This window comes from Limnoraphis robusta BA-68 BA1 (assembly GCF_034932365.1).
Lineage (GTDB): Bacteria > Cyanobacteriota > Cyanobacteriia > Cyanobacteriales > Microcoleaceae > Capilliphycus > Capilliphycus robustus.
The window spans coordinates 1-20,566 of the sequence record NZ_JAYGHR010000003.1 but is presented as its reverse complement, the minus strand read 5'-3'; the positions used below and the strand labels follow the sequence as shown (position 1 = coordinate 20,566).

General features: G+C 42.7%; 22 protein-coding genes. 15 read left to right on the top strand and 7 right to left on the bottom strand.

The window, feature by feature from the left end; translation table 11 throughout:
- Together VB836_RS02385 and VB836_RS02380 are read right to left on the bottom strand one after the other, a co-directional pair.
- Nucleotides 1-2,275 (bottom strand): DUF4347 domain-containing protein (locus VB836_RS02385; RefSeq protein WP_323217830.1); only part of this gene is annotated, 2,275 nt, incomplete at its 3' end.
- 177 nt (nucleotides 2,276-2,452) lie between these two features.
- Nucleotides 2,453-3,052, bottom strand: coding sequence for a DedA family protein (locus VB836_RS02380; protein ID WP_046277504.1), 600 nt, complete (start codon nucleotides 3,050-3,052; stop codon nucleotides 2,453-2,455).
- Between the two features lie 528 nt (nucleotides 3,053-3,580).
- Between VB836_RS02380 and VB836_RS02375 the strand changes: the two genes are divergently transcribed.
- Nucleotides 3,581-4,678 (top strand): DJ-1/PfpI/YhbO family deglycase/protease, encoded by a 1,098-nt coding sequence (locus VB836_RS02375; protein ID WP_323217829.1) that lies wholly within the window; start codon nucleotides 3,581-3,583, stop codon nucleotides 4,676-4,678.
- Between the two features lie 325 nt (nucleotides 4,679-5,003).
- The gene (locus VB836_RS02370) at nucleotides 5,004-5,522 is read left to right on the top strand and encodes a LapA family protein (RefSeq protein WP_323217828.1); all 519 of its coding nucleotides are present in this window, start codon (nucleotides 5,004-5,006) and stop codon (nucleotides 5,520-5,522) included.
- Nucleotides 5,523-5,531: 9 nt separating this feature from the next.
- Here VB836_RS02370 and VB836_RS02365 read toward each other — a convergent pair whose 3' ends face one another.
- Nucleotides 5,532-5,981 (bottom strand): SRPBCC family protein, encoded by a 450-nt coding sequence (locus tag VB836_RS02365; RefSeq protein ID WP_323217827.1) that lies wholly within the window; start codon nucleotides 5,979-5,981, stop codon nucleotides 5,532-5,534.
- 161 nt (nucleotides 5,982-6,142) lie between these two features.
- Here VB836_RS02365 and VB836_RS02360 point away from each other — a divergent pair, with 161 nt between their 5' ends.
- From VB836_RS02360 to VB836_RS02330, 7 genes are all read left to right on the top strand, one after another.
- On the top strand, nucleotides 6,143-7,393 hold the full coding sequence (locus VB836_RS02360; RefSeq protein ID WP_323217826.1) for a HEAT repeat domain-containing protein: 1,251 nt from the start codon (nucleotides 6,143-6,145) through the stop codon (nucleotides 7,391-7,393).
- Between the two features lie 149 nt (nucleotides 7,394-7,542).
- Entirely contained in the window at nucleotides 7,543-8,574 is a 1,032-nt protein-coding gene (locus tag VB836_RS02355) for a LysR family transcriptional regulator (protein ID WP_046277500.1), read from the top strand.
- A gap of 50 nt (nucleotides 8,575-8,624) precedes the next feature.
- Nucleotides 8,625-9,680: an anthranilate phosphoribosyltransferase family protein gene (locus tag VB836_RS02350; protein WP_323217825.1), complete on the top strand. Its 1,056-nt coding sequence runs from the start codon at nucleotides 8,625-8,627 to the stop codon at nucleotides 9,678-9,680.
- Nucleotides 9,681-9,693: 13 nt separating this feature from the next.
- Nucleotides 9,694-10,227 (top strand): hypothetical protein, encoded by a 534-nt coding sequence (locus VB836_RS02345; RefSeq protein ID WP_323217824.1) that lies wholly within the window; start codon nucleotides 9,694-9,696, stop codon nucleotides 10,225-10,227.
- 33 nt (nucleotides 10,228-10,260) lie between these two features.
- On the top strand, nucleotides 10,261-10,863 hold the full coding sequence (locus VB836_RS02340) for a molybdenum cofactor guanylyltransferase (RefSeq protein WP_323217957.1): 603 nt from the start codon (nucleotides 10,261-10,263) through the stop codon (nucleotides 10,861-10,863).
- A 207-nt stretch (nucleotides 10,864-11,070) separates the two neighbouring features.
- The gene (locus VB836_RS02335; protein ID WP_323217823.1) at nucleotides 11,071-11,415 is read left to right on the top strand and encodes a hypothetical protein; all 345 of its coding nucleotides are present in this window, start codon (nucleotides 11,071-11,073) and stop codon (nucleotides 11,413-11,415) included.
- Between the two features lie 745 nt (nucleotides 11,416-12,160).
- Nucleotides 12,161-13,186, top strand: a complete 1,026-nt coding sequence (locus VB836_RS02330; RefSeq protein WP_046277495.1) for an ABC transporter permease — start codon at nucleotides 12,161-12,163, stop codon at nucleotides 13,184-13,186.
- Between the two features lie 55 nt (nucleotides 13,187-13,241).
- Here VB836_RS02330 and VB836_RS02325 read toward each other — a convergent pair whose 3' ends face one another.
- From VB836_RS02325 to VB836_RS02315, 3 genes are all read right to left on the bottom strand, one after another.
- A complete protein-coding gene (locus VB836_RS02325) occupies nucleotides 13,242-13,985 on the bottom strand; it encodes a phycoerythrobilin:ferredoxin oxidoreductase (protein ID WP_323217822.1) in 744 nt (247 codons plus the stop codon).
- A gap of 32 nt (nucleotides 13,986-14,017) precedes the next feature.
- Nucleotides 14,018-14,752 (bottom strand): 15,16-dihydrobiliverdin:ferredoxin oxidoreductase, encoded by a 735-nt coding sequence (locus VB836_RS02320; protein WP_323217821.1) that lies wholly within the window; start codon nucleotides 14,750-14,752, stop codon nucleotides 14,018-14,020.
- Between the two features lie 256 nt (nucleotides 14,753-15,008).
- Complete coding sequence (locus VB836_RS02315) at nucleotides 15,009-15,269, bottom strand: hypothetical protein (RefSeq protein ID WP_323217820.1); 261 nt, start codon at nucleotides 15,267-15,269, stop codon at nucleotides 15,009-15,011.
- Nucleotides 15,270-15,559: 290 nt separating this feature from the next.
- On the opposite strand from VB836_RS02315, the gene VB836_RS02310 reads away from it, so the two are divergent.
- The 5 genes from VB836_RS02310 to VB836_RS02290 all read left to right on the top strand — a co-directional run bounded on the left by VB836_RS02310 (nucleotide 15,560) and on the right by VB836_RS02290 (nucleotide 18,973).
- A complete protein-coding gene (locus VB836_RS02310; RefSeq protein WP_323217819.1) occupies nucleotides 15,560-16,438 on the top strand; it encodes a phycobilisome linker polypeptide in 879 nt (292 codons plus the stop codon).
- A 161-nt stretch (nucleotides 16,439-16,599) separates the two neighbouring features.
- Entirely contained in the window at nucleotides 16,600-17,367 is a 768-nt protein-coding gene (locus tag VB836_RS02305) for a phycobilisome rod-core linker polypeptide (RefSeq protein WP_323217818.1), read from the top strand.
- Nucleotides 17,368-17,512: 145 nt separating this feature from the next.
- Nucleotides 17,513-18,052, top strand: a complete 540-nt coding sequence (locus VB836_RS02300) for a phycobiliprotein lyase (protein WP_046277489.1) — start codon at nucleotides 17,513-17,515, stop codon at nucleotides 18,050-18,052.
- 19 nt (nucleotides 18,053-18,071) lie between these two features.
- On the top strand, nucleotides 18,072-18,665 hold the full coding sequence (locus VB836_RS02295; protein ID WP_323217817.1) for a chromophore lyase CpcT/CpeT: 594 nt from the start codon (nucleotides 18,072-18,074) through the stop codon (nucleotides 18,663-18,665).
- Between the two features lie 2 nt (nucleotides 18,666-18,667).
- Entirely contained in the window at nucleotides 18,668-18,973 is a 306-nt protein-coding gene (locus VB836_RS02290; RefSeq protein WP_046277487.1) for a hypothetical protein, read from the top strand.
- A gap of 4 nt (nucleotides 18,974-18,977) precedes the next feature.
- On the opposite strand, the gene VB836_RS02285 is transcribed toward VB836_RS02290, so the two are convergent.
- Nucleotides 18,978-19,568, bottom strand: a complete 591-nt coding sequence (locus VB836_RS02285; RefSeq protein WP_323217816.1) for a phycobiliprotein lyase — start codon at nucleotides 19,566-19,568, stop codon at nucleotides 18,978-18,980.
- A gap of 43 nt (nucleotides 19,569-19,611) precedes the next feature.
- On the opposite strand from VB836_RS02285, the gene VB836_RS02280 reads away from it, so the two are divergent.
- Nucleotides 19,612-20,427, top strand: a complete 816-nt coding sequence (locus VB836_RS02280) for a pentapeptide repeat-containing protein (protein ID WP_323217815.1) — start codon at nucleotides 19,612-19,614, stop codon at nucleotides 20,425-20,427.
- Nucleotides 20,428-20,566 lie beyond the last annotated feature (139 nt).

Genomic DNA, 20,566 nt, shown 5'->3' with positions numbered 1-20,566 from the left:
CAATTTCGGAGTTGGTAATATTCTCAGCAACAGGCGGAATATTTGTCGGAATATTTTCAGCAACAACAAGAATGCTAAAAGTAGCAGGAGTTAAATCTTCATCGCCATCGTCATCAATAGCAGTGTATTGAAATTGCAGATTTCCGACAAAATCAGTATCAGGAGTAAAGGTTAGATTTTCTGCTTCCTCAAAGGGAATTTCTTGAGTAACATCCAGTAATTCACCATTAAAAAACAGTTGTCCATTAACAGGAAGTTGGGTAATTCTGAAACCGACAATTTCCCCATCTTCATCCATTCCCTGTAAAGGTTGGAGAGAAATATTGCTAGAATTGGCGACAATTTCGGAGTTGGTAATATTCTCAGCAACAGGCGGAATATTGGGTTCAACGGGAAGAGCAATATTAATAGTTGTAACCGCTAAATTGCTATCAAACCCATCATCTCTGAGTTTATCCCGAACAAAAACTTCGACTTGACGAGGGGTTAATGTTGGCTCATCTGCGGTATTATTGTAAACAATATTATCGAGAATTTTTTCGTAATCTTCTAGACTCGCGCTACCTTTAATGATAATTTCAATAATTTCATCTGTTTCATTTACCGTAACATTCAGATCAAACTGATCAATAATAGCTTGGGCTTCTTCATTCAAACTGAGGCTTTCTTCCCCAGCATCTAAAACATTTGTTAGCGTAATTCTCGCCTGTTCTAGACTTTCATCATCTGCATCTTCAATCTTCGTTGAGGAGGCGATCGCGACAGGTTCTTCCCCTTGCGTAAAAGTCGTTTCAAAATCAACAATATTTGGTGTCTCTCCCTCCAAATCTAAAACCGGAGGTTCTTCTAACGTTCTCACTTTAACATTTCTAATTTCGTGGAAGTTCGTAAATCTTCCCGTCGAAGCGGCAAAGCCAAATTTAAAATTAGAAGGAAAGTCACCCCCATTTTCTGATTGAACATCAAACTCTGAAATGAGCGTTTCATTCTCATCAATCTCACCATTCAGATTCAGATCAAGAGCAACTGAAAGTAAACCTTCTTGTGTGATTAAAATTTTAACTGTTCTTGTGGCGTTTTCTCGAATTGTTGTATTTCGAGTATCGAGATTAAAATTATTTAAACGACCTGTTGTCGTTAAGAATTGGTAGTTATTCTCAGCACTTCCCCGAACAGTAATTGCATTAGGTGTTCGACCCGGACTCCCATCATTAGCGACTCCTTTATCTTGAGACGAAGCAAAGTTCCCAAATTCATCAAATCCAATTCCAATATAACCCCCAACTAAACCAGGTATGTTTTGATCCGTTCGGGGTGCATAACCCAAAGAACCACCAAAACCGCCACTGCGTTGAGGTGAATCTTCCCCATCAATTAAGAAGAAACTGATACCATCTGCACCTGTTCCGCCATAAGCAAAGTAATCAAATTGCAGTTCTAAACCCGCATCTGAACGAACAGGAAAATCGTAGATAATAAAACCAGCTTGATCGTTAGCGTTCGATGTAAATCTTAATGTTCCTTGTCCTTCTGGATCGGTATTTCTTCCTTCAGGAACACCCGCAATTCCACCAGGTTCGGGTTCTCGAAAAGGTCTCGCTGTCAAAAACGGACTTTCTAAATCATTTGGGTCTTTTACACTCTGACCAGAACCAAAAATCCATTTAAGTTCATCAGTAAAAGGTTGAGGAGAAAGGGTAGAATTTGCAAAAGATTCATCAACTAATAAAATTAAAACACCCGAGTAAGCTTGTAAGATTTCGCGGCTAAAAGCCAGAGGTGTTGTAATAGGTTGAGTCTGAAACTCTAACTTCCAATTTCCTCCCAAAGCTGCATTTCCGGTTAAACTATTGGAAGCGGCAATCTTCGCTTGGGTGAGTTCAGCCAGTCGCCTCACAAAACGAATTCCTTCTTCTCCACTGGCGACATGACAGCCATACAGCAAAATCTCTCCATTCTCAGCTAAAGCGGTTTTCCACTGTTGAATGCGAGAAGCGTGGGTTTCTAGAGTTTCGCTGTTGAGGAGTTGATTTCCTAATGCTAAACACCCTTTGTTACCATGAGAGACAATATGCAGGAATTGAATGTCTTTGTAACAGCTTAGTGTTTGGCTAATATATTCAATTCCGTTTTGCGTGGAGTTGAGGAGAATGATCTCAGTATCCGATGAAATTCCCCGCAGCAGACTTAGATAGTCTGTTACACCTGTATCCAGAATGATAACTGTTCGCTGACCCGACACTGGAACCTGTCTATTCAAATTGATTAACAGCATAGAGTAGACTTACGCCTCGTTAGATGTACACCTGGGATAAAAAAGGGTCAGACACAGCGAGGGTGATACCTTAGTCTATTTAAACAAAACTTTTCGGGTTTGGACATGATATCCCAGGGGTGCTATCCGTTAAGGGTGCAAATCAGACAACAATTAGCCGTTAACAGAATTACCAATCTATTGTTGTTTTTTGCGTTTCAAGAACCAAATTACAACTGCAAAGAATAAAATTACAAATACAATGATAGAAATCGGTGCCATAAATTCTTCGACTAAGATATAGTTATCTCCCAGCCAATAACCAACAACCGTTAAAAAGCTAATCCAAACTATTGTTCCAAGAGTTGAGTAGACTAAAAAAGAAAATATTGGCATCTTTTCTAAACCCGCCGGAATTGAAATGTAAGTGCGAATTCCGGGAATAACTCGACCTAAAAGGACAACCCAATTTCCATAGTGACGAAACCATTGTTGAGAACGTTCCAGGTCTTCTGTTGAAAGCGTGAGCCATTTACCTCGCTTTTCAATCCATTCTTTAAGTTTCTTTTCTCCCCAATTTTTACCGAAGTAATACCAGGGTAATGCGCCTAGAATAGAACCCATTACACCGGATAAAATTACACCTAAAAAGTTGAATTGACCTTGGGCGATTGTAAAGCCAGCCAGTGGCATAATTAATTCCGAAGGAATGGGAGGAAAAATATTTTCTAAGAACATGAGGAGCAGGATTCCCATATATCCCCAGGAATCAATACCTTGAGTAATCCAGTCTAACATTGATTTGAGTTTGATAAAGTTGTATCATCAATTGACCTCCGATTTAAGATTAATTTAAAAAATACAATTTTACCTCTGACATTAGACAGATTTTTGTACGCCTTTTGATAGAAATTATTGGCCAATCTTAGAATTAGCACTATCAATCAACTATTCACCGCGATCGCTCAAAAGATTAGCTGACATTTTTAGAGACTTTTATCCCCATCAAAATCAATTGAATTCAAATCAAATCAAGGCTAAAATTTGAAAACATCGCCAAAAAATCAGTATTAATTTCCCAAAACCCCGATCACCTAAAGAATTCCCTCTCGAGGTAGAGGGATTGTGAAAGCTTTATTTCCTACACTAAAGACTGTATATAGCGGTGTACGCTCCTATGAGGTACAAACCAGAAACCCGGTTTCTAGAAGAAACCGGGTTTCTACCCCATCGGTGTACCTCATACGAGCGCACACCGCTATAGATCAATCTACTTCGCTATATTCACGAGCATAACTTTTGTTGTATTAGTTCGGAAAGTTTAAAATGACATCACTATCAAATGGTTCAAGTTCAAAACGAGTCGCCATCTTACTCGAAAGTGGTTTTGAGGACTCTGAATTTCAAGTTCCTTACACTGCATTACAAAATGCTGGCGCGAATACGGTGATTATCGGTTCACGCATGAACGACGAATATCAAGGGAAGCAAGGTAACGTCTCAGCCAAACCTGACGCAACCGCAGCAGAAGTTCGTTCAGAAGACTTTGATGCTATTTTTATCCCAGGTGGTGCTGCACCCGATAAAATTCGCAGCAACCCCCAGGCTGTTAGACTGGTGATTGATGCTATGGCACAGGGTTTACCCATTGCGGCGATTTGTCATGGCCCCCAAGTTTTAATAGATGCCGATGTCTTAGGCGGTAAACAAGCAACAGGCTATAAAGCCATTCGCAAAGATATTCACAATGCGGGGGCTACTTACGTTAATGAACCGGTTGTGGTGGATGGTAATTTAATCACTGCTAGACAGCCGAGTGATTTACCGATGTTTACCGTCACCCTGTTGAATTTCCTCAATTTACAGATTGAAGGCACAATATTACCCCATCCAACCGACCTAGACTTTGAATGGTGGACGTTGGGTGAAGCTTGGAAAGGTTCAAGCCGAAATGATATTATTAATGTGCTGAATACGGCTATCGTGGGGGAACGTTATACCCTAGCGGCTTTTAAAGAGTATAGCAAGCAAGCCTCAGACCCGGAATTAGTGATTCTTTTACGCGAAGGCATTGGCACAAAAGAACGTCATGTTGAACTGTTAGAAGCTCGTCTGCGAGACTTTGGGGAACAGGTGACTTGGCAAGTGATGGGAAGTGAAGCATTTGCCAAATTGCAAGGTTGGTTGCAGTCTAATAATAGCAATGATCAAGATATTATGCGGCGTGCTTTAGGCGACATCCAAACTGGTGTAATTGATTGTTCTCATTTGTGCGTTCAAATTACCGATCCCGTGACTGCTTTTGTATTAGAAGAAATCGAAGAAAATCTTCGCAAGCATGAAGAATTAATCGGTACTTTATATCGGGTTCGTTCGGGTGAAAATGTTCAAGCTCCTATGCCGACAACGATTGCAGCGAGTTAAGGATTGATTCTTGAGAGGGGGAAACCAAGAAGGAATCTAGAAATTTGACAAGCTTTGAATTTGTATTCTTTCTTCTTCCTTCTCTCACCCAAAAACCGGATTTTTCATAACAAATCAAGCTCTGAACGGTTGAAATGACCTGACAAAATTGGGTTGAGGGGAAAAAATGATAAATTTACTCATTGCCAAAAATCAAATAATCTGCTTAACTACTTAACAATCTCAACAGCTAGCAATTAGCAAAAAGCACTGAAAAGATCCGGTCATTCTGAACAATATTCGGTAAGATTAAAGAAGTAATCTGCTTGCAGTCTGGAGTTTTCTCATGCGACCGCTCAACTTTCTGTTGATTTTCATCGTTTGTATACTCTTAGTCTTATTTAGTCTACAGAATACAGAACTTGCGACAATTCAAGTCATCAAAGGTGTTGAGGTACAGGCGCCCCTAGCAATAGAACTCATCGCAGCAACGGGAGTAGGGGCTTTACTGGCTTGGTTGTTTAGCTTATTATCTCAACTGCAACGAATAGTTATCGCTCGTCAAACGATGCGTCAGATTCGTCAACAAGAACTGCGAATTCAAGAGTTAGAGAAAGATCTTCAGCAAATTCATCAACAAGGACAGCGCATTCAAGACTTAGAGGGAGATGTCGAAAAGATTCACACCGAAGAAAAAAGCTCACCCCCAAAAACGGCTTTGACATTAGTAAGTTCTCAAAACACCGATGTCAAACCTGCGGTAGACTCGGAAAATCACATCGAAGCCTCACAAACAGACACAACTCCTGAAGGTACAGAAAAACCAGCAAATACCGACAAGGAAAAAGTCAACGCCGAAGCTTAAATTGGGGGTTCAATGTTTCTCACATTCTGTTTGGGTGACTTGGTGGCGATAGCGAAACATATCTTCTAAGCGGCTATTCACCCACCAAGCCAACAGATTCTCAGCTAACCATCCTCCAGGCGGAGAATAGGTAATCACATCGGTTAAGCGGGTTTTTCCCTGTTCTGAGGAAAACTGATGTCGGTGTACCCAACTCTCCATCGGCCCTTGTTTCTGTTCGTCGGTAAACAGTCGATAGCGATCGCATTCAGTATGTACCGCTAACCATTGTACCGGAATCGGCCCCAACCACAAACGAAATTCTGTAATCGCCCCGACTTCTAATCCTCCCTCCCGTCGGATAATCTCGACAGGTTGCCAAGGGGGAGTTAACAGGTGCAAAATATCCGATCGCCTGTGGAAGTCCCAAACCACCTCAACAGGTGCATCAATTAAAGAGGAGTATCTAAAATGTAGCATGAGCGTTTTTGAGAAATTCTAGATCTAGAATTGCATGAGAATGAGACGATTGTTAGACTAAAAACGAATAAATTGTGTTTAATGACTTTGGGCGTAAGTAGGGCGTAAGCCTTACGCCCCTACATTATCCTTTCTCCTCGATAGGGGTTTCAATTCAATCTATGGGTGATCACTCTTCCAACTTATCGGATGATAGTCTATCTCAAGCGCTACTCAAAAGTGCGATCGCCAAGTTAGAATCTGGAGACTTTCAGCAACGTTGGGATGCGGCTAAACAGTTAGCCAAAATGGGAACCATAGCGATTAACCCGTTGATTGAAATTCTCGAATCGGAAGAAGCTGATCTCGAAGTGCGTTGGTTTGTGGCGCGTACACTCGGACAGTTTAACAGCAATGAAATTGTACCTGCTTTAGTTCAGATCTTGCAAACTGCTAAAACCAGCGATTCCTCAGAAACAGACTTACTGGAAATGGCAGCAACGGCTTTAGCAAATTTAGGAACTTCAGGGATTGATTCTCTCAACAGCTTACTGGATAATCAACAGTTAAGACTCTTAGCAACCGAAGCGATCGCTCAAATTCGCCGTTCTGAAACAATTAGCCCTTTATTGAGTGTCGTCAATGATTCTAACCCAAAAGTTCGGGCTTGTGCAATTGAAGCGTTAGGCAGTTTTCATGATCCTCGTATTCCACCTGTATTAATTCAGGCTTTAAATGATCCTGCCGCTTCTGTCAGAAAAGAAGCGATTATGGGTTTAAGTCTACGGGGAGATTTAGTACAGGAATTCAACTTAGTTGAACACCTGCAACCTTTATTATGGGATATCCGCGCCGAAGTTTGTCAACAGGCACAAATTGCCCTGTCGCGTATGGGTACGGATCAGGCGGTGATGGCTTTAGTTGAACAAATTGAATCGACAACAGTACCAATTAGCGTTAAACTTGATGGAGTTAAAGCTTTGTGTTGGATGGAAACTCCGATTGCTGTTAATCAGTTAAAACAGATTTTATTGAAAATTCCAGATGAGCCGACTTCTAACAACAGCTCTTTCCCTCTGCATCAAGAAATCATTCAAGGACTGGGACGAATCAGCCAACCCGAAGTAAAAATTCAAGCCAGTCAGATTTTAATTGAATTTCTCCAAAGTCAACACCCTTCTATGGAAATTGCGGTTTTTAAACAATTAATTTCTTTGAGTTTAGGACAGTTAGGGAATATCAGTGCTATGGATTCTCTGGTTCAACTGTTAGCCGATGCAGAAATGACGGTTCGGTTTCATTGTATTGCTGCATTGAAACAGTTAAATTCTCCCCAAGTCTATGAACGACTCCAACAGTTATCTCAAGACAGCAATCTTGCACCGAATTTACAACAAGGAATCTCAATGGCATTAGCAGAATGGGGCAGCTAAACAGTGATCAGTTATCAGTCTTTTTGCAAGATAGCCTTTTTCCTATTCCCTGTTCCCTGTTTTCAAGCTGTATAAACTTCTACCGAACCGAAATCATAGATAAACTACCATGAATTTGGATAGACTATAGCCATCTTAATCAAATTTTCATGCGCCTAGAGCAGTTGCAATCTTTTCTGTGTGTCGCTGAAACGGGAAGCTTTCAACAAGCAGCACTAAAATGTGGCGTAACTCAATCAACGATCAGCCGCCAAGTGCAAGGACTAGAAGCCGAACTCGGTTTACCGCTATTCCATCGCACCGCCCAAGCAAAGCTGACGATTGGGGGAGAACGCTTTTGGCCCTATGCTCGCAAAATCTGTCAAACCTGGGATGGTGCCAAAGAAGAACTTGCCACCTTGCTAGCGGGAAAGCAGCCCGAACTCTGTGTAGCCGCCATTCATTCGATATGCGCGTCCTACCTGCCGCCAGTGTTACAGAAATTTTGCTACGCCTACCCGGAAGTTCAACTGCGAGTCACCTCCTTGGGAAGTGATCGGGCGTTAAAGGTGCTGCGAGATGGGTTGGTTGACGTCGCGATCGTGATGAATAACCGCTCATTTACAGCAACAGGAGAATTGATTGTCGAAAGCCTCTATGAAGAACCCATAGAAGTCTTGATGGCTCATAATCATCCTCTTGCCAAGTCTACCCAAGTTCCTTGGTCAGAACTGGTTCGTTATCCGCAAGTCGTGTTCAAAGACGGGTATGGAATGCGGCGCTGGGTTCAAGAAAAATTCAACCAAACTGGAGCAAAATTGAATGCCGTTCTAGAACTCAATACACTTGACGCCTTTCGGGGTGTTGTACGTCAGGGACAACTAATTGCTTTACTCCCCCGTTCAGCCCTGATCGAGTCGCGTACAGACCCGACTCTCACCATTTGTGCTATTCAGCCACCCGAACGTCGAGTTCATTCCACTGACAGCCCATTGTCGCCGGAATCATCAAATTTCTCAGACGTGGAGAAAACCCCCCCTGATCCGGCTTGGAGTCGTGAAGTGGTGATGGTGGCGACTTCTGACCGAATGCAAATTCCCCCGATAGAATATTTCTGGAAACTGGTTCAGGAATTTATTCCACCTGGGTCTGATCGGGTTCTTGAGCAAATCGGTCAATTGACTGTCAAAAGCACCTCCTAAACAAGATATGCTGGGGATTTCCTTGTTGTTTTAACCTCTAATTTGGTGTAATGAGCGATCGCTTTCGAGAACTACTCCGTAAAATTGGCAGTGGCCCCCATACCGGGGAAAATCTCAATCGGACTGAGGCTGCCGAAGCGATGAAAATGATGCTGTTGCAGGAAGCAACGCCTGCCCAAATTGGCGCATTTTTAATTGCTCATCGGATCAAACGACCCACCGGTGAAGAATTAGCGGGAATGTTGGATGGGTGCGATCAATTCGCTAGCAAACTTCAACCGCTCTCAACTCCTCCCTTAATCTTGAACTGTCCCTACGATGGGCGCTCCCGTACTGCTCCTGTTGCTCCGTTAACCGCGTTAATTGTGGCGACAGCAGGCGTTCCGGTAATTTTACACGGGGGGGACACCATGCCAACCAAAGAAGGGATTCCCCTGATAGAAGTTTGGCAAGGTTTAGGAGTGGATTGGACAACGCTAACCCTAGAACGAGTCCAACAGGTTCTAGAAACAACAGGAGTAGGGTTTGCCTATCTTCCCCGTCATTTCCCGGAGGCGGCGGCTTTGGTTCCCTATCGTCGGGAAATTGGCAAGCGTCCACCTCTGGCAACGATGGAGTTGATGTGGTCTCCCTATGCAGGTGTAGCAACTCTGGCTTGTGGATACGTTCATCCCCCGACGGAGGTGTTATTTCGCGAAACGTTCAAATGGCGAGGAACGACTCAGTTTATCAGCGTTAAAGGTTTAGAAGGAAGTTGTGATTTGCCGCGTGATCGCACTTGCATTATTGGTGTACATCAACTGTCGAGTCAATCTGGGGAAGATTATCACCTCGAACGTTGGCTATTACATCCCAGTGATTATGGGTTTGCGGGAAAGGAAGTTCCCCTAGAAAGTTCAACCCACTTGTTCGCCCAGATGCAAAGGGTTGTACAGGGTCAAGCCGATGAGTTGATGCAAGCGGCGGTTTGGAATGGGGGATTTTATCTGTGGCAGTGTGGAGTGTGTTCTGATTTAGAATCCGGTTTATCAATCGCCAAACAATTGCTGATTGATGGCAAAGTTGTCGAAAAACTGGAAACCCTTCGTCTAGCTGTTCATGGATAGTTCAAGGAAAATTATGATTGCTCAAAAGTTCGTCAGAAAGGTCAAGCAAAAACTGAAAAAGATCCCGATTCTTTCTTTGGGATTATTAAGTCTAGCGATCGTGCCGGGATTGATGATGATTGGCTTTGTCAGCACCGTCACTCTAACTTGTGAACGCACCGAACAAAGTCAAGGAAATTGTGACCTTGAAGAATCCGGTTTACTCGGATCAAGTTTTACGGAAATTCCGATTGAGAGTTTGCAGGGCGCCCAAATCATCAAGAAGAATATTGAAGATTTAGCGGACTCTGACTATAGTGCTTTTTATGTGGCACTCTTAACCGAAAATGGTCGGGTTTTCTTACCGTTTTATCGCCTTGATCACCACTACGCTCAAGATGTCGTTGCTCAAATTAACGACTTCATTGATAATCCTGAAACTCTGGTTCTCGAAATTGATGAAGATTCTCGTTCATCTGCTTATCTCTGGGGTGCAATGTTATTGGGAGTGGGGGGCGGACTGTTTAGCACTTGGGTTTCTCGCGCCAAGCGATTTAATTGTTTTTAAGGGTGATCGAATCTGATTCTTGAATGTTTAATGATGTCAAATTCCGAGATCGCAGCTTTGATTTTAGCCGGAGGAAAAAGTTCTCGCATGGGTCGAGATAAAGCCCTGATTGACTACCAAGGGAAACCTTTATTAACCCGAGTTTGTCAGGTGGCGGCTGGCTGCTGTTCATCGGTTTATGTGTTGACATCTTGGCCTGTAAGATATCAGAACATTGTCTCAGAACAGGTGCATTTTTTACCGGAGTCCGAACCCGGTCAAGGTCCCTTGGTGGCTTTAGCCGATGGACTTACTCAAATTGATGCAGAGTGGGTGTTGCTTTTGGCTTGCGACTTACCTCAGCTTCAACCGGAAATTTTGCAAAACTGGCTGACTCAACTGACTGAAGTTTCTCAGTCAATCTTGGCTGTTGTTCCCTCTCAGGAGTCTGGTTGGGAACCGTTGTGTGGGTTTTATCGCCAAGCGGCTTTGACGGAGTTAAAACGTTTTATTCAACAAGGCGGACGTTCGTTTCAAACTTGGTTAACTCAGGTTCCGGTTCAGGCTTTAAGTCTAGAAGGAACAACGATGAAAATGCTGTTTAACTGTAATACTCCTGAAGATTTACAAGCGTTAAAAGGTGAATCGGAAAAATAAACTCAATCTAAAAAAAAGAACTAATCTTGTTTAAAATTTTAATTTTTTCTTTATGTTTATCAATCAAAAATCTCAAGCGACGAATTGATCGGACTTTTCCCTTACCGATTCTCAAATGGAGTCCAGATTGTCAGTGATTTTACCGATTAAAATTAGCTAAACTGAGTATTATTGATTTAATCAAAAAAATAAGTTAGGAGTACCCGGATGAAATACGCATTTGATTTAATTGGCATTTCTCCAGTGTTATCCTTTTTTTACCAACAACAACAACTCCAGGAAAAAGCATCAAGTGGCATTGAATACTTAGGACAGCATCAATGTACCTTAGATATTTTTATTTCCTCAGTTGAAACCATTTCTAAACAAAAAAACTGGAAGATTGATGAAGTCGTCGATAGTGTCATCGGATTTTGGGTGAATCATTCAGATAGCATTAACTATTGGAAATCTCGTTTAGAAGATGCCGGACGGGATAATCTGTTAGTGGCTCGAGTGGCGGATATTAAATCCCTACGAACCACATTTGAATCGCTGCTGCATGAATCTTAACCCTGGAAAAAGGGGGCGGGTAATAACCTTTGTAAACCCGCCCTCACCTAGAACTTTTCTCCCCCCATACAGCGATCGCCTTTCCTATTGCTTGAATTTTTGATATTCGTGACCAAATTCCGGCAAAATTTCCCCGATTTTCGATTGACAACTGAGGGAACTTGACTTATTATTAAAGAATGGGAATCTGTGCCGACATATAATATCCCATTTTCATCCTTGAATTCAGTAATCATCAGGTAAGTTAGTCATTTTTGACCGAGTACAAATAACCTGTATCAAGCTGATTTTCGTCTAATACTAAACCAAGTTATCCAAGTTGACTTTAACCCACAACCATCAACCCGGACTGTCCCCCGCCTAAGTATAAGTTTTTATAATTTAAAACCGCAAACCCTTTGGAAAATTAAAAGATTAGGCTAAAAATCGAATTTTTTATTGAGAAAATTTCTTAAATAGTTGACGAAAATCTAGGGGTTCTGGTATAGTGATAGAAACCACTCCCAAGGGGGTCTAGTGTCTACTCGTCAAAATAGAGGCTAAAACCCTTATCCCTTCGTAAAATATCAAGATTTTCTGACCAATTTTTTCAACCATAACGCACAAATTTTCAAAGCCCAAGCCAAACCCCAAAATCCACATCTTGACAAAATAGACAATTTATGCAGTCAGAAAATCCCAGTAATCAGTTGTCAATATTCCACTGGTCACTGTTAACTGTTAACAGTTAAGTATATAAAGTCTCATGTCTCGTTCTAAAGCGCTGCAATCTTATATTTTGATTCGCCTGCTGTTAGCCCCTTTAATGTTGTGGACGATTACCAGCATTGTATTTTTACTCCTGAGAGCCACACCGGGCGATCCAGTTGATGCGATTCTTGGCTCCCGCGCTCCGGCGAGTGCGAAAGAGGCAATGCGATCGCAGTTGGGTTTGGATGGCTCTTTGATTCAACAATATCTCGACTATATGGGAGATTTGCTGCGATTTGACTTGGGGACTTCCCTCACCAGTCGCGGACAGTCGGTTTGGGAAATTATTTTTGACTATTTCCCGGCGACGGTGGAACTGGGGGTGTTTAGCCTACTGGTGGCTTTAATCATCGGCATAAGTATCGGAGCGCTATCGGCTTCTCGACCCAATACCATTTGGGATACAATCGGACGGTTGTTTGGTATAATTACATATTCAGTACCCGCATTTTGGGCGGCGATGGTATTTCAGCTTATTTTTGCAGTGCAGTTAGGCTGGTTTCCCTTGGGAACTCGTTTTCCGGTGAGTGCGACTCCGCCTGCTTCTTGGACTGGACTGTACACGGTAGATAGTCTGTTAAGCGGAAATCTCGATCTGTTTTTGACTACGCTCTACTATCTCTGTCTGCCTTGTTTGACGTTAGGGCTGCTACTGAGTGGCATTTTTGAGCGCATCGTGCGGGTCAATTTGCGCCAAACGTTGCAAGCAGACTATGTAGAAGCGGCGAGGGCGAGAGGAATTCCCGAGGGGCGAATTTTAATCGCTCATGCGTTGAAAAATGCCATGATTCCGGTGATTACAGTGTTGGGGCTAACCTTAGCAGCACTGTTGGGCGGGGCAATTTTGACAGAGGTGACGTTTTCCTGGCCGGGGTTAGCCAATCGACTCTACGAAGCGATTACGGTGCGGGATTATCCAACGGTGCAGGGGATTGTGGTGTTTTTTGCGGCAATGGTGGCGATCGCAAGTATTGTGATTGATATTTTGAATGCTTACATTGATCCGCGAATTCGCTACTGATTGCTAAAGTACAGAAGCCTTCAAACTGGAGTTTAGACTCAAGAATGGTATTAGTTTAAACTCCAACGAGTTGGCGTTCTAAATCAAAGAGAAATCCGTGAATATACTCCTCTGTCCAAGCTTCTCCATAGAAACGAGTAAACATTCCCCTGGCTGGATCTTTAGCAGCTCGATAACGAACGTAACTGCGTTGCGCTTGCAGAATATCAGAAAGCCTTTGACTATCGGTAATCGGTTGAGCTTGTTCGACAAAATTCAAATAAGCTTCTAGATAATCCTTAAACGCTTCAAAAACTCGCGTCTGAACAACTTCTGTTTCTTTGGGGCGAGTCCATAAGAAAGCGGGAGAAAAGAAAGATTTTGCCTCTTCTGGGAAATCTCCTCCCCAACTGAGGTGTTGTTGGTGAGTCTGAAAAATCGGTAAAATTGGCTCAGTATATTGCTGTTGGTAAGCGGTATCCTGGAAAAGGGGTTGCATATCCAAAGCAATCAAATGTCCCCCGGGTAAAGTGACTAAATCCGCGCCAAAAAAGGGCAAATCATAAGTGAGCTGCGGGAAAATCACGAAGTTGAGAACTTGTAGGGAATTGCCTCCCTGAACATGAGCCGCTCGAATTTGTCTCAGTTTTGGAGATTTAAAAGCATAGCTGGTTGTGATAATAGTTTCTTGCTTTTTCCCTTTGCCTGTTGTCGTTTCCTGTTTGCACTCAAACCCTTCAGGAATTGTATAGGGTTGCAAGGAAAGTCGCTCTTGCATGACAGCCAAAGCATAATCGAGGAAGGGTTGATAGAGAGTCATAGAATAGAATTTAGAAATCCAAAAATTGTAGATTATCTTTTTTCTGTCGCTGCTGCAACAGGAACGGCATCTTCAAACAAAAATTCATAGAGAAATTTCTCTGACCATTCGTGACCAAAATAGCTACTAAATAGCCCAGATGCAGGATCTCGTTCGGCACTATACTGATCATAATCTTTCTGCGCTCTGACGATGCTTTCAATCTCAGCCGGGTCAGTCTTTGCTTCAGCTTGTTCTAAGAGTTTCCAATATAACTGGATGTATTCTTTATAAGCTGGAAATAGGCTATTAATGACGGTTTCTGCATCTGTTTTTGCAAACAAAAGATAGGGAGAAAAATACTGGTTCGCATCATAAAACTTCATTTCCCACCCTTGGGCTAATTCATTATATTTTTCCCGAATGGGTGCCATCGGTTCAATGTATTTCTCTAAATATTCTGAATCCCGAAATAGGGGTTGAAAATCTAGAACTACAAGAATTTTCTTCTTGCCAAATGCTAAAAAGTCTATTCCGAGTAAGGGTAAGTCGTATTGATAACTGGGATAAATAACGCTATTGAAAATTTGGGCGGTTTCTCCAGCATTGATATAAGTGTAGCGAATTTTTCGCAATTGGGGACATTGATAACACCAGCTTTCGATCATGGCTGGATTTTTACCTCGCTGGCTTATTTGGAATTCCAAATCAGGAGCAATGGGTCGGCTGCTGAGAACGAAGCGACTGAATAGTTCTTTTTCTAGATAGTGCAGAAAAGGCTGAAACATAAAGCTATAAGTAGAGACTAAAACTTTCTCTGAACATAAAGAAAAATCCTGATGTTTGTCTCATTTATCTCTCAGAAAGTTACAAATCTTAATATTATCGCTCATTTGAATTCAGACTGCCAACAACGGTAAAATCGAACCGCCCTGGGGATACTGTACGAGAAGGGCTTCAATTGACAGCCGTTAGTCATCGGGGAAGCCCCCCTCTCCGGTGTGGGTCAGAGTGTGAACTTCCTCATTTTGACGGGAGGATGGATTAAGAGTTGAGGGCTGCTTGTTGAGTGCGGAGATGCTGGAGTGCCGCATCAATTTTGGCGAGTTCCGGCTCTATTTGAGCCATTGCCTTTTTCGTGGGGAGTTTAGCTTTCTGGGCTGTGATGGTCATTTCGTTAACCAACCGCTCCCGATATTTTTCAAATTCTGCAATGACTTCTTCCAACTCTTGAGTCGTTACGCTGGTTTCGCTTTCTGGGGTGCCCTCGACATTGAATGCTTGGGGTTCTGTAGTTTCAGCCATGTCTATTGTTTCCTACAATACCGATGATTGAGAGGCTGTGACCCGCTTTGTTGAGATGAAAATCCCAACCCCGAACTCACAAACCCATTTTTACTGCAAGTTTATTCCAATTTTGTCTCACTTCTTTCAGGCTACCACGATTCGAGAATGTTTGACACAGAGACGATGGAATCAGTTTGCTCCAATCTTCTCTGCATAACTTAAAATTGTTAACATTTATTTACAAAGTAGATGACAAATTTAAGCTATAAACAGTTTTGAGAAATCAAATCAAGAGGAGAGTTAAAGCTATGGTTTTTGGGCCAGCCTCCCGATTAGGAGTCAGTTTGTTTGAAGAAACACCTCCTCTGGAACTCATTCCAGGGCGCTCAGAAGAAGAGGTAGAAAGCATTATCCGAGCAGTATACCGTCAAGTTTTAGGTAATGCCTACGTCATGGAGAGCGAACGAGCGATTGTTCCTGAATCCCAGTTTAAACGTGGACAACTGAGTGTTCGGGAATTTGTGCGGGCGATCGGCAAATCTGATCTCTACCGCTCTCGTTTCTTTGAAACGAGCCCCCGTTATCGTTTCATTGAACTTAACTTTAAACACTTCTTGGGTCGGACTCCCAACGGGTTAGAAGAAATGAGAATCCACAGCACCATCCTAGATACTAAAGGATTTGAGGCTGAAATTGATTCTTATCTCGATAGCAACGAATATCAGAATGCCTACGGAGAATCTTTTGTTCCCTATTATCGGGGTTACAAGAGCCAACCTGGACAGACGATGGTCGGCTTTACCCATATGTTTGCTATGTTGCGGGGCGCATCCAGCAGTGACTTCAAAGGCAGTCTCTCTGGCAAAGAACCTGTACTCAATAAGTATGTCATTCAGAATATTCCACTGCCTGTAATTCCCCCTTCTGGTGGTACGGTTGGAGATGGTTGGTCATTCCAAGAGCCGGCTGTGGGTGCGCGTACTCGTAATGGAGTGGTAGGACCCAATGATGAAGGAAAAGTTTTCCGCATCGAAGTTACCGCTTATCGCTCTTTGGGTAAAGTCAGTCGCGTGTCTAAATTCCCTCGTAGTAATAAGGTTTATTTGGTGCCGTTTAATAAGCTGTCCCAAGAATACCAACGCATTCACAGACAAGGTGGCGTGATTGCCAGTATTACTCCGGTTTAATTGTTTTTTTCAGAAAGTCTCGCTCTTTAATCTTAAGGAGAGCGTGAGCATGAAACTCTCCACTGAGAGTTAACTGGGGAATTGACTTTCCCCTTTTCCATAATTTAAAAAAATAGTTGGCAATTCATCACTTTCAAACCCCAATTATCAGGAGAACTTCAATGAGCCTCGTTTTAGATGCACCTGTAGAACTTCCTCCGTCTTGGAGTCCCGATGAAATCAATAACGTGATTCGGGCGGTTTATAAACAAGTCTTAGGCAATCCCCATGTTATGGAAAGCGAACGGTTAGTGACAGCCGAATCTCAGCTTTGCAACCGGAATTTAACCGTGCGAGAATTTGTCCGGGCTGTTGCCAAATCTGAGTTTTATCGCCGTCGCTATTTTGAATCCTGCGCTCCCTATCGTTTTGTCGAACTCAACTTCAAACACTTGTTAGGACGTGCGCCCCAAGAGCAAGCAGAACTGTCTGAACATATCTGTCGCTGTGTTGAACAGGGTTATGATGCCGAAATCGACTCCTATATCGATAGTGACGAATATCAACAGAAATTCGGCGACAATATCGTTCCTTACTATCAAGGCGCTCAAAGCCAAGTCGGAAATAAACAAGTGGGTTACAACCGCACCCTGTCTCTCTATCAAGGGTATGCTGGTGTAGACAGTGCTTTTAAAGCATCTCGCTTGGTTGAACAGGTAGCAACTAATAGTGGTGGAAAGATTATTACCCCTCGCAAGGCAGGTCGTTTAGGTGCTTATAAAGATGCCACAGAAAAGACTTTTAAAATTGTGGTGAAAGGGATGAAATTTGACACCCGTCGTCGGATTAGTACAAGCGAATATATTGTTCCTGGCGATCGGATGACTCCCCAAATTCAGCGCATTCATCAAGCGGGTGGGAAAATTGTTAGCATTACTGAAATTGCTTAACCACCTGAAGCGTTGAGGTCTCGATAGGGGAACGGTTGCAGGGGATAAAAGATGGCAGAGGGAGAGTGATTAATCCCCTGTTTCTTCCTATCTTCTTTTCTCCCAACCGCTCCCTAATCCGGTATTCCCGACCTATAAAATTGTTATGGATATTGCTCAATTTGTTGAATCTTCTTTCGGTTGCTGGCGATCGCAACGCAGCGTTCATCATCTGGCGTTTGGTCACTTTGAACAAGTGATTTCTACCATTGAGATTGCTCCGTTAGGGGACTCGGATGAAGCAGTGATTAGCCTCTGTAAATCCAATAATATTGATCCTCAACGAGCGAGTCATCCCTTTCGCATGAGTTGGGAAGGAGAATCCGATTGGGATGAATCTGAATCTGTTCAAGGAACAACTATTTTAGTGCCAATTCCCGATCCAGATGACCCCAAAGCTGGGCAATTGTTGCGAGATCAAGGTTATGCTGAAACGATTCCGGCAATTGGCAAATATCACCTCACTGAAGACGGTACATTTATCCTATTAACGGAATATGAACGGGCGATGGCTGAGGAAAAAATTTGGTTTTTGAATCCTAATTTTCGTCTGCGAGTTTCGTTGATAAAAACCAGTGCGGGGAGTGGAGTTGTAACGGCTTCTTTTTCTTCGGAAATTCGTTCTTTATCAGAATCAAAATCATAATTTACTTAAAATTCTGCTAATGCTTGCAACTCAATTAACGCTAACATTATCCCATTGGCTAGCCGGGGAATTTAGTAATCAGAAACAAGCAATTGAAAACTCAAAAGATTATCCGCACATTCGAGTTTTTTTCCGTCCCTTGCCCTTTGATTTTTTTTCAGGTATTGGTTTTTATTCAGAACAAGTCTACGACTACGATCTCTGGACTCCTTATCGCCAAGGGGTTCATCGAGTCATTGAACAACAACAGGAACAAGTTTATGTTGAAAACTATAGTTTAAAAGATAGTATTCGTTATGCTGGAGCCGGGCGAGAACAATCAATTTTAAAGACGATTACTCCCGATTGTATTGAACGACGTTATAACTGTTCAATGGTTTTTAAACGGGAAGGAAATTTATTTCGAGGGAGCGTTGAAGGAAAGAATTGTTTGATTGAAAAACTTGGGTGTCAAACCTATTTAGTCAGTCAAGTTGAACTGACTGAGACAACCTTTGCAAGTATGGATCGAGGACTGGATATTAATACCGATGAACAGATTTGGGGAACTCGAACAGGCCCCCTAAAATTTGAAAAATGTCAAAGTTATGCCCATGAACTCCCTCAAAATTAGCAATGCTGCCTCCAGTTGCCCGTAAAAAAATGCAGGCTTGGATTCGTAGACGACAACTGATCTGTTCCGGAAACTTTTTCATCTTTGAAACGTTAGATTACACGGCAATTGAACGGTTTGAAGACTGTGTTAAAAGTTTAGGTGGAACTTTGATTTCCGTTCAACCCATTAAACGAGTTTGGATGGGAAATCATAGACAAGTTGTTCTCCATCAAGCTAAAGCTAGCCTCCATACCCCCAACCATGAGTTAAAACAATATTGGTTTAAATATGGCTGTTTTCAAACGAAGTTTGATGAAACACTTTAGCTGCTTATGAAGTTGATGAGCGCAACCGATTCTGTTCGATTAACTCGTTGATGAAATCCGAAGAAACACAACGACGTTCAGAAGAATAAGTCATTAAATTGACTCCGTTCATCATCTTTACGGTACTGACTCGAACCCGAAAATTATCAGTCACAAACCAACAGCGTTCCTGGCCTTGATTGCGATCATATTCAGTCTTGATGGTTAAAACTCCATCATCGGCAAACTGATAAGCACTGACCACCGGAATCCCTTCTACATAACCCCGATTTCGGATAAAATTGCCAAGACGTGGGTTTTGATCATTGGGAATGTCAACTAAAATGGCGGCATAATTCGGGTTGGGTTCTTTTTCCTCGAGGTTATCTTGCCAACCAAAACTAGCACCCCCCTTGGCTAAACCTGCATCCACACCTTGTGCTTGACAAACTTCGATCACACGCGGATCATCAGGCTCTAAAACTTTGATAATTAAATTAGACTCTCCCGACTCATTTTCTAACGAGTCAAACCGATGAACCGTGCGCTGAGAAAACCAGACTCCCTGACTGTAACGAAAGAAGTCCATCATTGTCATTGGCGGTGTGAGTACCATTTCCGATTAATTCTTGTAGATACGAAATTTAGCTGATTTTATCATGAATTTTACCGCTCGTCTTTCCTTTACATCCTACTCGGCTGATGATCTTAAAGCCACTCTCAATCAGGGAAAAAGTTTGGCTAGCCTCAACTTACAAGGGTTGAATTTAAGCCAGATGAATTTATCAGGCGTTGATTTAACAGAGGCAGTTTTAATCGGCGCAAACTTAACTCAAACCAACTTTGAGGGAGCTAATCTCACAGGTGCAGACTTACGAGGGGCTGACTTGCGTTCTGCTAACCTGCAAAATGCGAACTTGCAAGGAAGTTGTTTAAATCGGACTCAGTTGCAAGGGTGTAATCTCAACGGGGCGAATCTAGAGAACGCCAAGCTACAATTGGCAGTCTACGACAGTCAAACGGTTTGGACAGAGGGATATGATTACCGAAACTGCGGGGCAGTCGGGCCAAAAGCCAACTTAGCAGGAGTCTTCCTGAATACCGCTAATCTTAGAGGTGCAGATCTGCGAAGCGCGAACCTACGAGGGGCTTATTTAAGCGGTGCAGACTTAACGGGAGCAAATTTAGAAGATGCAGCATTGAGTGGGGCAAACCTTCAAGGCGCGTTTCTGACGGGGGCTTATCTGCGTAATGCTCGCATGATTGGGGTGGAGTTACAAAACGCTGATTTGCGGGGGGCTGATGTGACTGGAGTCAGTTGGGAACAACTCAAGAGTATTGCTGGGGCAGATTTTACGGGAGTTCAAGGGCTAAGTGAATCAGATCGGGGTTATTTGTGTAGTCGTTCTTCTCAAGAATTAGGAACTTGGAATTCCTTTACTCGTTCAAATACGGCTATGAGTCTGAGGTGCTGATCACCTGAAATGGGCAGGGCTGTTTCATTCTCAGTTAAAAATTGCCGGGGTTGATGGGGTGATGGGGTGATGGGGTGGTGGGGAGAGGATTTTTTTCCGATGAAAAATAGCTTTTTGTTAATAAAAATTCCCCCCATCT